Origin of the sequence: Streptomyces halobius (assembly GCF_023277745.1) — a bacterium.
In the GTDB taxonomy this organism is placed as follows: Bacteria; Actinomycetota; Actinomycetes; order Streptomycetales; family Streptomycetaceae; genus Streptomyces; species Streptomyces halobius.
Map to the genome: position 1 here is coordinate 6,395,060 of NZ_CP086322.1, position 15,232 is coordinate 6,410,291.

Genomic DNA, 15,232 nt, shown 5'->3' on the forward strand with positions numbered 1-15,232 from the left:
AACCGACCGTTCGCCGGCTGATCATTCGACATGCGCCGCTCGTCCCCGTCAGGCCGAGGTGACCGTTGCGCCACCCCGGACGCGCGGGCCGCACGGGCGTCCGATACGTTGACTTCGTGAGCAACAAGGTCAACAAGAATGTCCTGCGCGCCGGAACCATCACCGCCGGCACCGCGCTGATGCTGCTGATGTCGTCCCCCGCGTTCGCGCTCACCCGCGACGATGGTGACGACCCCGGTCCGGGTCTGAGCGTGATCGAGACGCTCGGCCTCTATGTCGCTGCCCCCATCGTGCTCTTCCTGATCATCGCCGGACTGGTCATGGCGGGCGACAAGTCCCGCAAACAGGCCGGCTCCAAGGACTGACACCAGGCACGTGTGACGCCTCCGAGGGCGCCCACCGGTTCCTACGAACCGGTGGGCGCCCTTTTGTGTGCCCTGTGACAACGGGAGGTGTTTCCGCAGGTGAAATAGGGGTTATGGAGCGGCTATCGGGCGGTTTTATGCCGGTTTGGGAGGGGGGAGGTCTTTAACCGGGCCCAACCTACGATGACGTAACCTACGGCCCCGTAGGTCCCCGCCTACGGTCCCGTAGGTTTCGTCGTCCCCCGGAGTTCCCCCCGTGACCATCGCCCCCGCCCGCCACAACGGAACACGCGGCCAGGCCGCCTGGACCGACGCCCAACTGCTCTACGCGCTCGAAGAGGTCGTCGAGAAGGAACTCAACCGGCATCTGAAGGTCGCCAAGGAGTGGATGCCCCACGAGTACGTGCCCTGGAGCGACGGGCGGAACTTCGACGGGGTGCTCGGCGGCGAGGCCTGGGCCCCGGAGCAGTCCAAGGTCACCGACATCGGCCGGATCGCCCTGGTCGTCAACCTCCTCACCGAGGACAACCTCCCCAGCTACCACCACGAGATCGCCACCCTCTTCGGGCGGGACGGTGCCTGGGGCACCTGGGTGCACCGCTGGACGGCGGAGGAGGGCCGGCACGGCATCGTGATGCGCGACTATCTGCTCACCAGCCGCGCTGTCGACCCGGTCGAGCTGGAGCGGTTCCGGATGGCCCATATGTCGGAGGGCTTCGAGTCCGACAACGCGCACAGCATGCTGCACTCCGTGGCGTATGTGGCCTTCCAGGAACTGGCCACCCGGATCTCGCACCGCAACACCGGCCACCACTCCGGCGACCCCGTCTGCGACCGGATGCTGGCCCGGATCGCCACCGACGAGAACCTCCACATGGTCTTCTACCGCAATCTGCTCTCCGCGGCCTTCGAGCTGGCGCCGGACCAGACCATGTGTGCCGTCCGCGATGTCGTCACCGGCTTCCGGATGCCCGGCCACGGCATTCCCGGCTTCGAGCGGTCCGCCGCCCGGATGGCCATCGGCGGGATCTACAACCTGCGCATCCACCACGACGATGTGCTGCAGCCGGTGCTGCGCTATCTGAAGGTGCTGGACATCTCCGGACTCGGCCCGGCCGGGCTGGCGGCGCAGGAGGAGCTGGGGCTCTTCCTGGGCGGCCTCGACGGTCAGGCGCGGAAGTTCGACGAGCGCCAGGCGGCCATCCGGGCCCGCCGTGCGGCCCGCGGCGCATAGGCCGGTCCGGCGTACGCGCGATGCGTCAATCCTCCATTTTCTTAAGCTCCAATGAAAGAAAAAGCCAAAACACTTCGATAGACCTGATGAGTTATGGACTGCCACGGTGGACGCGCACCCACCACCGAGGGAGAGGAAACCGTGGCAGTCCTGGAGAGAGTCCGCACACACCGCATTCCGTCAGCGCCGGGACTGCAGGGGGTGGGCCTGGCGCTCGCCCTGACGGCGACCGTCGTCTGGTCCGGGAGCTTCGCCATGCGCCCGGGCGCTTGGACTTCTCCCCGGTACGGCGCTGACCAGCACCGTGACCGCCTACGCTGCCCGCATGGCCGACTGGGACATCAAGAAGCTGCGCATCCTGCGCACACTCCACGAGCTGGGCACGGTCACCGCGACCGCCGAGGCGCTGCATATGACGCCCTCGGCGGTCTCGCAGCAGTTGACCGGGCTCGCCAAACAGCTCGGAGTCACCCTCCTGGAGGCCCACGGGCGACGGGTGCGGCTGACCGACGCCGCGCATCTGGTGCTGCGGCACGCCGAGACGGTCTTCGCCCAGCTGGAGCGCGCCGATGCCGAACTCCTCGGCTACCTCCAGGGCGAGGCCGGCGAGGTGCGGGTCGGCGCGTTCTCCACCGCCGTCCCCGCGCTGGTCGTGCCCGCCGTCCAGGAACTGCGCCGTACCCACCCGGGCCTGGCCGTGGCCGTACGGGAGGCGGAGGCGGAGGCCGCGTACGAACTGCTGGCGGAGGGCAGCGTCGACCTCGCGCTGTCGCTCGCCGCGCACGCGCCGACCCCGCGCGACCCCAAGTTCAGCCGAGTCGCGCTGCTCGCCGACCCGCTGGACGTGGCGCTGCCGGCCGGTCATCCGCTGGCCGCCGAGCCGGGGCTGCGGCTGGCCGATCTGGCGGGGGAGCCGTGGATCTTCGGCGCCAGCGGCCCCTGGTCGCAGATCACCACCACGGCCTGTGAGAACGCCGGCTTTGTGCCCGAGCGGGCGCACGCCGCCGCCGACTGGAGCGCGATCTGGGCGATGGTCGCGGCGGGGATGGGGGTGGCGCTGGTGCCGCGGATGGCGATGGCGGGCGGTATCGGGGCGCTACGGGACGGCGACCGGGGCGCCGGGGTCGCACTGCGGGTGCTGCACGCCGACCAGCCGCGCCGTCATGTCGTCGCGGCCGTCCGGCGGGGCTCCGAAGGGGCGCCGGGGCTGTCCCGGGTGCTGGCCGCGCTCCAGCAGGCGGCGGAGGACTTCCGGTCGGCCTGACCATCAGTCGGCCTGGCCTTCAGGCAGCCACACCTGGCCAGACAGCAACCTTTCAATTTAACTGAACATAATGTCCAAAAACTTTCGATGGACCTGTGGGGTAGTCCGCGCGACTGTGGAACCGTCCACCACACCGGCCACACGAGGGGCAGAGATGACCACCCCAGCCGCCCACTCCACCGACCCGCACGCCAACGACGCCAACCCGTACGGCGGCGGCGACCCCTACGCGGACTACCGCGGCGGAGACTTCCCCTTCACCTCGCTCGTCGATCTCGCCGACCGCCGCTTCGGCGCCGGTGTCATCGCCGCGAACGACGAGTTCTTCGCCGAGCGTGAGAACCTGCTGAAGCCCGGCCCGGCGGTCTTCGACCCCGAGCACTTCGGCCACAAGGGCAAGATCATGGACGGTTGGGAGACCCGCCGCCGCCGCGGCACCGACGGCGACCACCCCTTCCCGGCCGACGACGAGCACGACTGGGCGCTGATCCGCCTCGCCGCTCCCGGTGTGATCCGCGGCGTCACCGTCGACACCGCCCACTTCCGGGGCAACTACCCGCAGCAGATCAGCGTCGAGGGCACCTCGCTGCCCGGCAGCCCCGGGCCCGAGGACCTGCTGGCCCCGGACGTGAAGTGGGAGGAGCTCATCCCGCGCACCCCCGTCCGCGGCCATGCCGCCAACGGCTTCGAGGTCACCGTCGAGCGCCGCTTCACCCACCTCCGCCTCAAGCAGTACCCCGACGGCGGCATAGCCCGGCTGCGGGTCCACGGCGAGGCCGTCCCCGACCCCGAGTGGCTGGACGTCCTCGGCACCCTGGACCTGGCCTCCGTGATGCACGGCGGCACCGTCGAGGACGCCTCCGACCGCTTCTACTCCTCCCCGACCCAGATCATCCAGCCCGATCTGTCCCGCAAGATGGACGACGGCTGGGAGAACCGCCGCCGCCGCGTCCGGGGCACCCACGACTGGGTCCGCTTCCGCCTCGCCGCACAGGGCGAGATCCGTGCCGTCGAGATCGACACCGCATACCTCAAGGGCAACTCCGCGGGCTGGGCGGCGCTTTACGGCTGCGACGGCGATCCGGCCGATGAGGCGTCCTGGTTCGAGATCCTGCCGAAGACCAAGCTGCAGCCCGACACCCCGCACCGCTTCACGCTGCCCCGGGCCGTCACCGCCACCCACGTACGGCTGGACGTCTTCCCCGACGGCGGCCTCGCCCGGATGCGGGTGCACGGCAGCCTCACCGAGGCCGGGCGGGCGGCCCTCGGCCGGCGCTTCGAGGCGCTCGACGGCTGATCCGCTCGACGGCTGATGCGCGCGATGGCCGGCCCAAGGGGCGGACCCTCAAGGGAGTTCGGATAAGGGAGTTCGAACAGATCCCCCAGGGGTTGTGCGCGCCCCTCGCAGGCCACAACGCGGCGGGCCTGGCGGTATTCCCGCCCTACGTTCCCGCGTCACGCGGCGGATGCAGGCGCGGTATGCCCGCAGCCTGGGCGGTATTCCCGCGGGGCGGGCGGGTAATTCCCGATTTCCGCCGGGCCCCGTAGGAGGGGGACAGGGCCCGGCGGAGACCGGTTCGCCCGGCGGACGGCAGCGCATGTCCGCGCCGCCGCCGGGCGGTACCACTTCCGTTCGCCCGCACCCTGCACCCGGGCGAGCGGGGAGGAACGGGAAGTATCGGGAAGAAAGACCGAGGGGGAAGGAAGACCGAGGGCGCCCCGGAACCACCGAGGTTCCGGGGCGCCCCTGCCCATCGGCTCAGCGCAGCCGTCAGCCGCCGGCGTCAGTCAGCGGTCAGCCGGCCGCCGCGTCCGCCGCCTGCGCCTTGAGTGCCCGTTCGATGCCCGCGCGTGCCTCCGTCACCAGTCGGCGCAGCGCCGCGCTCGGCTCGGCTGAGGCCAGCCAGGCGTCCGTCGCGTCCAGGGTCTCCTGCGAGACCTGCAGTGCCGGGTAGAGCCCTACCGCGATCTGCTGCGCCATCTCGTGGCTGCGGGACTCCCAGACGTCCTTGACCGCGTCGAAGTACCGCGCGGTGTACGGCGCCAGCAGCTCGCGCTGATCGGCCTGCACAAAGCCGCTGATCACGGCCTCCTGCACGGCGTTCGGAAGCGTGTCGGAGGCCACGACGGAAGCCCAGGCCTCCGCCTTCGCCTCGGCCGTGGGCCGTGCCGCGCGCGCCGTCGCCGCGTGCCGCTCGCCCGCCGAGGTCTTGTCGCGCTCCAGCTCCGCCGCGATGGCCTTCTCGTCGGCCCGCCCGGTGGCGGCCAGCCGCTCCAGCAGCGACCAGCGCAGCTCGGTGTCCACCACCAGCCCCTCGACGACCTCCGTACCGTCCAGCAGGCCCTGTAGCAGGTCCAGTTGAGCGTCGGTACGGGCGGTGGCGGCGAACGCGCGGGCCCACGCCAGCTGGTGGTCACTGCCCGGCGCGGCGGCCCGCAGCCGTTCCAGTGCCGCCTCCGTCCAGGTCGTCAGGCCGGTCCGACGCCACTGCGGGGCCGCGTACAGATCCAGCGCCAGCTTCACCTGACGGTGCAGCGACTGGACGACGCCGATGTCCGACTCCTTGCCGATGCCGGACAGCACCAGCGACAGATAGTCGCGGGTGGCCAGTTCGGCGTCCCGCGTCATGTCCCACGCCGACGCCCACGACAGGGCGCGCGGCAGCGACTCGGTGAAGTCGCCGAGGTGCGCGGTGACGGCCTTCAGCGACTCCTCGTCCAGGCGCACCTTCGCGTAGGAGAGGTCGTCGTCGTTGAGCAGGACGACGGCCGGCCGCAGCGTGCCCGCCAGCTGTGGGACCTCGGTCAGCTCACCGTCGACGTCCAGCTCGATCCGCTTCTTGCGGACCAGCTTGCCGTCCTCGTGGTCGTACAGGCCGATCGCGATCCGGTGCGGGCGCAGGATCGGCTCGCCCGTGGCGCCGGCGGGCAGCGCGGGGGCCTCCTGCCTGACGGCGAAGGAGGTGATGGTGCCGTCGTCGTCGGTGGCGATCTCCGGCCGCAGGATGTTGATGCCCGCGGTCTCCAGCCACTTCTTCGACCAGTTCTTCAGATCGCGCCCGCTGGTCTCCTCCAGCGCGCCCAGCAGATCACTCAGCCGCGTGTTCTTGTACTCGTGCGCCTTGAAATAAGCCTGGACGCCCTTGAAGAACTCCTCCATCCCGACGTAGGCCACGAGCTGCTTGAGCACCGAGGCGCCCTTCGCGTACGTGATTCCGTCGAAATTGACCAGCACATCGTCCAGATCCCGGATCTCCGCCATGATCGGGTGGGTGCTGGGCAGCTGGTCCTGCCGGTAGGCCCAGGTCTTCATGGAGTTGGCGAACGTGGTCCAGGAGTGCGGCCACCTGCTCCCGGGCGCATACGCCTGGCAGGCGATCGACGTGTAGGTGGCGAACGACTCGTTCAGCCACAGGTCGTTCCACCACTCCATGGTGACCAGATCGCCGAACCACATGTGCGCCAGCTCGTGCAGGATCGTCTCCGCCCGCACCTCGTACGCCGCGTCCGTCACCTTCGACCGGAACACGTACTGGTCGCGGATGGTCACCGCACCGGCGTTCTCCATCGCCCCGGCGTTGAACTCCGGCACGAACAGCTGGTCGTACTTCGCGAACGGATAGGGGTAGTCGAACTTCTCCTGGAACCAGTCGAAGCCCTGCCGGGTGACGGCGAAGATCTCGTCCGCGTCGAGGTGCTCGGCGAGCGAGGGCCGGCAGTAGATCCCCAGCGGCACGGTCCGCCCCTCGCCCTCCCAGGTGCTGTGCACGCTGTGGTACGGGCCGACGATCAGGGCCGTGACATACGTCGAGATCCGCGGCGTGGGCGCGAACCGCCAGACGTTCCCGCTCGGCTCCGGCGTCGGAGAGTTCGAGATCACCGTCCAGCCCTCGGGCGCCTTCACGGTGAACCGGAAGGTCGCCTTGAGGTCCGGCTGCTCGAAGGAGGCGAACACCCGCCGCGCGTCCGGCACCTCGAACTGCGTGTAGAGATAGGCCTGCTGGTCCACGGGGTCGATGAACCGGTGCAGGCCCTCACCGGTGTTCGTGTACGCGCAGTCCGCGACCACCCGCAGCTCGTTGCGGCCGGCCGGCAGCCCCGCGAGCGCGATCCGCGAGTCCCGGAACACCTCGGCCACATCCAGCGCTTCGCCGTTGAGCACGACCTCGTGCACGGTCGGCGCGACCAGGTCGATGAACGAGTCCGCGCCCGCCTCGGCGACGTCGAAACGCACCGCGGTCACGGACCGGTACGTCCCTCCTTCCTGCGCCCCGGAGAGGTCGAGATCGATCTCGTACGCGTCCACGGTCAGCAGCCGCGCCCGCTGCTGCGCCTCGTCGCGGGTCAGATTCGTGCCAGGCACCCGGTCATCTCCTTCGCCTCTTCATCGGAATCGGGCTCTTCGGCCATCCTTCCACGGTGCGGGTTCACCCGATCGGGGGCAGTGCCGGTTATCGCGATACGGAGGGGCCGCCGTCCAGCAGGCCGGCGCTGTGAACGATCACGATCTTGAGGCCGAGTACGAGGCGGCCTTTCGGGAGTGGGAGGCAGAGCGAGGACGCCGAGCTCTGGGACCTGACCACGGGGGACGGCGTCGTCTTTCCGCCAGCGTTCCGCCGGCCGAACGACCACGCTGGAGGCATGATCAAGTACCTCCCCCGCCCCATCCCCGCCGCCACCGCCGACGAACTCCGCACCGCCGACGACGCCGGACGCCCGGCCACGCCCATCATCGCCCGTGAGGACGGCGTGCCCATGGACTGCGTCGGCAGTCCGCTGCGCTGCTGTCTGCGGGCCATCGAGCCCGGTGAGGAGGTGGCGCTGGTCTCGTACGCGCCACTGCGCCGCTGGGCGGCCGCGACCGGGGCCGATCCCGGGGCGTACGACGAGCAGGGCCCGGTCTTCATCCACGCCGGGGCATGTGACGGTCCGGACGACACCGTCACCGTCTCCGGGTATCCGTTCGCACGGCCGGGCGCGCTGCGGACGATCCGCCGCTACAACGCCGCAGGGCAGATCGTCGGCGGGCGGTTCTTCAAGATCCCCCTGGACGCAGGGGCCGGTTTCGACGCGGTCCTCGACGAGGCGTTCGCCGCCGCCGACGTGGCTCTGGTGCACGTACGCGCCCTGGAGTACGGCTGCTTCCACTTCGAGGTGCGCAGGACATAGGTTCGAGGCGCGCAGAGCATAGCGCCGGAACGACAGCGCGGGGCGGGCCGGTACGTACCGGCCCGCCCCGCGCTGTCGCGTCTCAGCCGCGCAGCTCCGCCGCGACCAGCTCCGCGATCTGGACGGCGTTCAGCGCCGCCCCCTTGCGGAGGTTGTCGTTGGAGACGAACAGCGCCAGGCCGTTCTCGACGGTCTCGTCCTCGCGGATACGGCCCACGAAGGACGCGTCCTGGCCGGCGGCCTGGAGCGGGGTCGGGACGTCGGAGAGGGCGACGCCGGGGGCGCCGGCCAGCAGCTGCTGGGCGCGGGCGGCGCTGACCGGGCGCGCGAAGCGGGCGTTGACCTGCAGGGAGTGGCCGGTGAAGACCGGGACCCGGACGCAGGTGCCGGATACCTTCAGGTCCGGGATCTCCAGGATCTTGCGGCTCTCGTTGCGGAGCTTCTGCTCCTCGTCGGTCTCGCCCAGACCGTCGTCGACGATCGATCCGGCCATCGGCAGGACGTTGAAGGCGATCGGGCGGACGTACTTGTCCGGGGCGGGGAACTCCACCGCCGAGCCGTCGTGCGTCAGCTGGGTGGCGTCCTGTTCGACCGCCTTGCGGACCTGGCCGTCGAGCTCCTCCACACCGGCCAGCCCGCTGCCGGACACCGCCTGGTAGGTGGAGACGACCAGCGATACCAGGCCGGCCTCCTCGTGCAGCGGACGCAGCACCGGCATCGCGGCCATGGTCGTGCAGTTCGGGTTGGCGATGATGCCCTTGGGCCGGTCCGCGATGGCGTGCGGGTTGACCTCGGAGACGACCAGCGGGACCTCCGGGTGCCGGCGCCAGGCCGAGGAGTTGTCGATCACGACGGGACCGGCGTCGGCGACCTTCTCCGCCAGCGCCTTGGACGTCGCGCCGCCGGCCGAGAACAGGACGATGTCCAGCCCCGAGTAGTCCGCCGTGGCCGCGTCCTCGACGGTGACCTCGGTGTCGCGCCAGGGCAGCGTGCGGCCGGCGGACCGCGCCGAAGCGAACAGCCGCAGCTGCTCCACCGGGAAGTTCCGCTCGGCGAGAATGCCCCGCATCACGCCGCCGACCTGTCCGGTGGCTCCGACGATTCCGATCCTCATGGGACTCCTTCTTTCTGACCTGACTGAGGCGTCTGCCTTACTGAGGCATCTGCACGGAACACCTGCTCAGTAGTGGCTCCATCATGTGTGTGAGACACATCGCCTTGTCCAATCCGTTCCATTCCGTGGCGGAACCGCGGCGCGATGGCGACGGAACGGCGGACGATGGTCACTCTCCGTGTGGGGCGGTCGCTCGGAGTGGTGTGGTTATCCCGTTGGGTGAACACCTGGTGACGGCGACGCGCCCCCGGGGGCAGGGGGCGGTGACCGGCCGGTGACGCGCAGATCCCTGTGCGGAGATGGGCAGGCGGCGTTGCGGCGGCGTTCACCCGGAGGTCAATTCCGCTGCCAACGATCCTCCATGACAGGGCAGTTGAGCTGCGGAGGGGCGACGAGAAGCCCCGTCCCGCCGCCACTGCTCCCGGCCGCCTTCGCGTTCGCACTCGGGGAGTTCGCGTATGTCCCGTATCCGGTCCGCCGCTGCTCTCGACCGCCGTACCTTCCTCGCCGCGACCGGCGTCGTGGGCGCCGCCACGGGGCTCGGGCTCACCCTCGGTATCGGCGGGGACCGGCCCGCCTCGGCCGCCACCGTCACCCCGGGCCCGCCGCCCGCCGCGCCGGTGCCGGTCCAGCCCCCGGCCGTCCCGGGCGTCCCCTACGAGCGCGGCACCACCCTCGCCTCCGTCGCCACCCCGCGCGGCACCTCCGGCTACCGCCGGCTCGCCGACGGCCCCGCCTGGGACCGGGTCGTCCGTGCCGATCTCGCGTCCGCCCGCCCCGGGCGTGATCAGCGGCGCACCGCGCTCGCGTCGTTCGTCCAGTTCACCGATCTGCACCTGGTCGATGTGCAGAGTCCGCTGCGCTACGAGTATCTGCGCGCCGAGACCGCGAGCGCCTGGCGGCCGCAGGAGGCGCTCTCCGTCGCCGGGGTGATCTCGCTGATCGAGCGGGTCAACGCGCTGCCGGGCGGGCCCGCCACCGGCGCCCCGCTGTCCTTCGTGATGACCACGGGCGACAACACCGACAACAACTCCCGGCTCGAACTGGACTGGTTCCTGACCGCGATGAGCGGCGGCCGGATCACCCCCAACTCCGGTGCCCCGCACCGCTACGAAGGCGTCCAGGACAGCGGGCTGACCCTGTACTGGCAGCCGGACAGCGCCCTGCGCGACGCCGACAAGCAGCTCGGCTTCCCACGGCTGGACGGATTCCTCGACGCGGCGATCCGGACCGTGCACAGCCCGGGGCTGCGGCTGCCCTGGTACTCCACGGTCGGTAACCACGACTCGCTGCCGGGCGGCTGCTACGCGCCCGGCGACCCCGACTTCGCCGAGATCGCCACCGGCGGCCGCAAGCTGGAGACGCTGCCCGCCGACGAGGCAGCGCAGGTGTGGAAGGCGGTCAAGAAGGGCCTCGACCCCAAGGGGGAGGACTTCAAGCGGCTGCTGAAGGCGCACGCCCAGCAGGCGCGGACGGTCACCCCCGACGAGCGGCGCGCGCCCTTCACCCGCGCCGAGTACCTCAAGGCCCATCTGGACCCGGCCCGCACCGGCCCCGGCCCGCACGGCCACGGGTACACCGCGGACAGCCTCGCCGAGGACCGGCTCTACTACACGTTCGCGATCTCCGACGATGTCCTCGGCGTCAGTCTGGACACCACCGACCCCGGCGGTCACTACACCGGCTCCATAGGCGACGGCCAGCTGGAATGGCTCATGCGGGTGCTGAAGAAGAACGAGCGGGGCGACAAGGCGCATGTCCTGGTCTTCAGCCACCACACCAGCAGGACCATGAACAACACCCGCCCCGACCCGGCGCGCCCCGACGAGCGGCGGCACGGCGGCGCCGAACTGGTGGAGCTGCTGTCCGCCCATCCCGCCGTCGTGGGCTGGATCAACGGTCACAGCCACCGGAACGCCATCAGCCCGCACGGCACCTTCTGGGAGGTCTCCACCGCCTCACACATCGACTTCCCGCAGCTCGCCCGGGTCATCGAGCTGGTGGACAACCACGACGGCACCCTGTCGCTGTTCACCACCCTGGTGGAATCCGCCGCCCCGCACCGTACGGACTTCACCGATCTGTCCCAGACCGGCCTGGCCGCCCTCTACCGCGAACTGTCCTTCAACGCCCCCGAGGCCCGCTCGGACCTGGCGGGCACGGCACAGGACCGCAATGTGGAACTGGTGCTGAAGCGGGGGTGACGGGGGCCGGGGCTAGCGAGGCAGCACCACCACATACGAGCTCGGCTCCCGGTCCGCCGCTGCCATCAGGGCCGTACGGATCACCGCGGCCTGCTGCTCGGGGGCCTCGCGCAGCGTGCGCGGGAGGCAGCGGATCAGGGTGATGCCCAGCCGCTCCAGATACTCCCGTTTGCGATCGCACGAGGAGTGCCGCGGGCCGTCCTCCGGGCGCGATGCCCTGGTGTCGATCTCCACGGCCACCGACTGCTCCGGCCAGAACGCGTCCACCCCGCCCAGGTGCGGCCCGCCCGGCAGTCGCAGATCGACGTTCCACAGCGGGTCGGGCAGGTCGCACTGGCGCACCGTCGCGTACAGCCGCTGCTCGGCCAGCGCCCGGCCCTCGGCCACCAGGGCGTCCACCGCGTCCACCATGTGCGGCCGGGTCAGCAGCCGGGCCCGGCTCAGCTCCCGTACCACCGAGGCGGCCTCGCAGTGCCCGCCGCGGACCGCCTCGGTCAGCAGCCGGCGCACCGTCGACACGTCGGCGAGCCGGGCCACCGCGTCCGCCAGCGCCCGGGCGACCGGAGCGGTGGGCACCCCGGTGATCCGCCGTGGGGCCGGCAGCTCCGGCGCCCGGATGATCTGCGCGAAACCGGTCGAACGCAGCCGCCTGCCCCGGCTGACCAGGACCTCGATCCGGTCCAGGGAGAGCAGCGGGGGAGCGGCGGCGAAGCCGTGCAGGGCGAGCGCCGCCAGACCGGTGATCATCGCCTCCGGTGCGGCGGGCCGCTCACCGCCCTGGCCGGGTACGCCGGTGCCGCGGGCGGTGGCGTACAGCAGGACGGCATGCAGCCGTTCCTCGCTGGTGGGCGGCCCCGGGTGCAGCACATAGACGCCGGGCAGCACCTGCTGCCAGGGGCCGCCGGGCCGGCACCGCTCGGCGGTCTCCGTCGCCGGGACGCCGTGATCGCGCAGCTGTCGCGCGGTCAGGACCCGGCGCTGGGCGTCGAAGAGGTGGCGGAGGGGGAGGGGGGAGAGAGGGGTGTCGTGGTTCATGACCCGGCCTTTCCCGCGCCCGCTCCGCCCCCTAACCGCTGTTACACGCCTGTATCGCAAACCGGACAACTCCGTACTAAAGTACGGGCGTTCGACTGCCGAAAAAGGCTGGTCGGGACCGGGGTTACGGCCTCGGCGCGGCGGCCTCGTCACAAGCCTGTGCCCGCAGCGCCCGCGCGAGATCGTCCCGCTCCTCCGACACCAGCCGGCGCAGCGCGGGCGCCGCGTCGGGATGCCCGGCCAGCCAGGCGTCCGCCGCGTCCAGCGTCCCCTGCTCCACCTGCCAGGCCGGGAACAGCCCGCGCACCACCACCATGCCGATCTCGATGGACCGCTCCTGCCAGACCCGCTCGATCATCTCGAAGTAGCGCGGCGCGTACGGGGCCAGCAGCTCCCGCTGCCGGAGCTGCGCGAACCCGCTGATCGTCGCCTCCACCAGCGCGTTCGACAGCGCGTCGGACTCCACGACATCGGCCCACGCCCGCGCCTTGACCTCCGCCGACGGACGGGCCGCCAGGCACCGCACCTGGTAGCGCTTGCCGGACGCGGTGTCGTCCCGGGCCAGCTCGTCGGCGACGGCGGTCTCGTCCAGCACGCCGTGCGAGACCAGCGGCTTCAGGAACGTCCAGCGCAGCTCCTGGTCCACCTCCAGCCCGTCGATCTTCGCGGTGCCCTCCAGCAGGCCCCGCAGCAGCTGGAGATCGGCGGTGGCCGAGGCGACCGAGGCGAAGTGCCGGGCCCACGCGAGCTGGTGGTCGCTGCCCGGGGCCGCGGTCCGCAGCTCCCGCAGCGCGCCCTCGGCCAGCTCCCGGGCGGCGTCCTCGCGGCGGTGCGGCGCGGAGTAGTGCTCCAGCGCCGTACGGGCCTGGCCGTGCAGCGACTGCAGCACACCGATGTCGGTCTCCCGGCCGGCGAACCGCAGCACCAGGTCCAGATAGTCGCGGGCCGGCATCAGCCCGTCGCGGGTCAGCCCCCACAGCGCGGCCCAGCACAGCGCACGCGCCAGGGGGTCGACGAGTTCGCCGAGCCGGGCCCGCAGGGTGGCCAGCGACCCCTCGTCGAACCGGATCTTGCAATAGGTCAGATCCCGGTCGTTGACCAGCACCAGCTCCGGCCGTTCGACCCCGGCCAGCTCCGTCACGACGGTGTGCGGCCCGGAGACGTCCACCTCCGCGCCGGCGTAACGCACCAGCGCGTTGTCGGCGTCCTGGCGTCGGTAGAGGCCCACCGCGACCCGGTGCGGCCGCAGATCCGACCCCTGTTGGACATGTGGCTCCGCCGCGTGGTCGGGCGCCGCCGCCTCCTGGAGGATGCCGAGCTCCGTGATCCGGTCCTGCGCGTCGTAAGTAACCTTCGGCGTCAGGGTGTTGACCCCCGCAGTCTGCAGCCAGGCGCGCGACCAGGCCGCCATGTCCCGCCCGGACGTCTCCTCCAGCACCGACAGCAGATCCGTCAGCCGCGTATTGCCGTACGCGTGCCGCTTGAAATAGCGCCGCGCGCCCTCCAGGAACGCGTCCTGCCCCGCGTAGGCCACCAGCTGCTTGAGCACCGAGGCGCCCTTGGCGTAGGTGATGCCGTCGAAGTTGAGCTTGGCGTCCTCCAGGTCATGGATGTCGGCGGTGATCGGATGGGTGGACGGCAGCTGATCGGCGCGGTAGGCCCACGACTTGCGCCGATTGGCGAAGGTGATCCAGCCGTCACGGAAGCGCGTCGCCTCCACCAGTGAGAACGCGCCCATGAAGTCCGCGAACGACTCCTTGAGCCAGAGATCGTCCCACCACTGCATGGTGACCAGATCCCCGAACCACATATGCGCCATCTCATGCAGAATGACGTTGGCCCGGCCCTCGTACGACGCGTCGGTCACCTTCCCCCGGAAGACGAACTCCTCACGGAAGGTGACGCACCCCGGGTTCTCCATCGCGCCGAGGTTGTACTCCGGCACGAACGCCTGGTCGTACTTCCCGAACGGGTACGGGTAGTCGAAGTGGTCATGGAAGAAATCCAGGCCCTGCTTGGTGACCGTGAAGATGTCGTCCGCGTCGAAGTGCCTGGCCAGCCCCTTGCGGCACAGCGCGCCCAGCGGGATCTCCAGCTCGGTACCGTCCTCGAAGGCGCGCCGGTAGGTGTCCGAGACGTAGTGGTACGGACCGGCTACCACCGCCGTGATGTACGTGGAGATCGGCTTCGTGGTCGCGAACCGGTGCCGCCCCTCCTCGACTTCCCCCTCCTGCGCCCCGTTGCTGAGCACCCGCCACCCCTCGGGTGCGGTCACCTCGAAGCTGAACGGGGCCTTCAGATCGGGCTGTTCGAAGTTGGCGAAGACCCGGCGGGCGTCGGCCGGTTCGTACTGCGTGTAGAGGTAGACCTCACCGTCCTCCGGGTCCACGAACCGGTGCAGACCCTCGCCGGTACGGCTGTAGGCGCACTGCGCGTCGACGACGAGGACGTTCTCCGCGGCCAGCCCGTCGAGCGTGATCCGGGTGCCGTCGAAGACCACGGCCGGGTCCAGGGCACGGCCGTTGAGGGTGACCGAGGTCACCGACGGCGCGAGCAGATCGGCGAAGGTCGAGGCGCCCGGCTCGGCGCAGCGGAAGCGGATCGTCGTCAGGGAGCGGAAGGTGGCCGCGGCCCCGTCGTGCCGCACCGCTGACCGGACATCGAGTGCCACGTCGTACCGGTCGACACTCAGCAGCCGGCCCCGCTCGTGGGCCTCGTCCCGGGACAGATTCTCACCTGGCACGCCGTGACTCCCTCGTCGTAGTCGTCGTTCTCGTCTCGCATATCGAACACTGGGAATCATGGCACGGGGGTCGGCTGTTGAACCGTCCACCAGCCGCTCTCACG

Annotated in this window: 10 protein-coding genes; 6 read left to right on the forward strand and 4 right to left on the reverse strand. The window is 70.8% G+C overall.

Annotated features, from left to right (window positions below; translation table 11 throughout):
• Positions 1 to 116 precede the first annotated feature (116 nt).
• From K9S39_RS28990 to alc, 4 genes are all read left to right on the forward strand, one after another.
• Positions 117 to 365 carry a hypothetical protein gene (locus tag K9S39_RS28990; RefSeq protein ID WP_248866292.1) on the forward strand — a complete coding sequence of 83 codons (249 nt, stop codon included), beginning with the start codon at positions 117 to 119 and terminating at the stop codon, positions 363 to 365.
• A gap of 256 nt (positions 366 to 621) precedes the next feature.
• A complete protein-coding gene (locus K9S39_RS28995) occupies positions 622 to 1,599 on the forward strand; it encodes an acyl-ACP desaturase (protein WP_248866293.1) in 978 nt (325 codons plus the stop codon).
• A 325-nt stretch (positions 1,600 to 1,924) separates the two neighbouring features.
• On the forward strand, positions 1,925 to 2,863 hold the full coding sequence (locus K9S39_RS29000) for a LysR family transcriptional regulator (protein ID WP_248866294.1): 939 nt from the start codon (positions 1,925 to 1,927) through the stop codon (positions 2,861 to 2,863).
• A 154-nt stretch (positions 2,864 to 3,017) separates the two neighbouring features.
• The gene (gene alc / locus K9S39_RS29005) at positions 3,018 to 4,160 is read left to right on the forward strand and encodes an allantoicase (RefSeq protein WP_248866295.1); all 1,143 of its coding nucleotides are present in this window, start codon (positions 3,018 to 3,020) and stop codon (positions 4,158 to 4,160) included.
• A 498-nt stretch (positions 4,161 to 4,658) separates the two neighbouring features.
• Here the strand turns inward: alc and pepN (K9S39_RS29010) are convergent, their stop codons facing one another.
• The gene (pepN, locus tag K9S39_RS29010; protein ID WP_248866296.1) at positions 4,659 to 7,226 is read right to left on the reverse strand and encodes an aminopeptidase N; all 2,568 of its coding nucleotides are present in this window, start codon (positions 7,224 to 7,226) and stop codon (positions 4,659 to 4,661) included.
• Positions 7,227 to 7,504: 278 nt separating this feature from the next.
• Here pepN (K9S39_RS29010) and K9S39_RS29015 point away from each other — a divergent pair, with 278 nt between their 5' ends.
• The gene (locus tag K9S39_RS29015) at positions 7,505 to 8,032 is read left to right on the forward strand and encodes a DUF1203 domain-containing protein (protein WP_248866297.1); all 528 of its coding nucleotides are present in this window, start codon (positions 7,505 to 7,507) and stop codon (positions 8,030 to 8,032) included.
• Positions 8,033 to 8,114: 82 nt separating this feature from the next.
• Here the strand turns inward: K9S39_RS29015 and K9S39_RS29020 are convergent, their stop codons facing one another.
• The gene (locus K9S39_RS29020; RefSeq protein ID WP_248866298.1) at positions 8,115 to 9,146 is read right to left on the reverse strand and encodes an aspartate-semialdehyde dehydrogenase; all 1,032 of its coding nucleotides are present in this window, start codon (positions 9,144 to 9,146) and stop codon (positions 8,115 to 8,117) included.
• A gap of 458 nt (positions 9,147 to 9,604) precedes the next feature.
• Here K9S39_RS29020 and K9S39_RS29025 point away from each other — a divergent pair, with 458 nt between their 5' ends.
• Entirely contained in the window at positions 9,605 to 11,350 is a 1,746-nt protein-coding gene (locus K9S39_RS29025; protein WP_248866299.1) for a TIGR03767 family metallophosphoesterase, read from the forward strand.
• 12 nt (positions 11,351 to 11,362) lie between these two features.
• Here the strand turns inward: K9S39_RS29025 and K9S39_RS29030 are convergent, their stop codons facing one another.
• Both K9S39_RS29030 and pepN (K9S39_RS29035) read right to left on the reverse strand, forming a co-directional pair.
• Complete coding sequence (locus K9S39_RS29030; RefSeq protein ID WP_248866300.1) at positions 11,363 to 12,385, reverse strand: hypothetical protein; 1,023 nt, start codon at positions 12,383 to 12,385, stop codon at positions 11,363 to 11,365.
• A 124-nt stretch (positions 12,386 to 12,509) separates the two neighbouring features.
• Complete coding sequence (gene pepN, locus K9S39_RS29035; RefSeq protein ID WP_248866301.1) at positions 12,510 to 15,128, reverse strand: aminopeptidase N; 2,619 nt, start codon at positions 15,126 to 15,128, stop codon at positions 12,510 to 12,512.
• Positions 15,129 to 15,232: the final 104 nt, after the last annotated feature.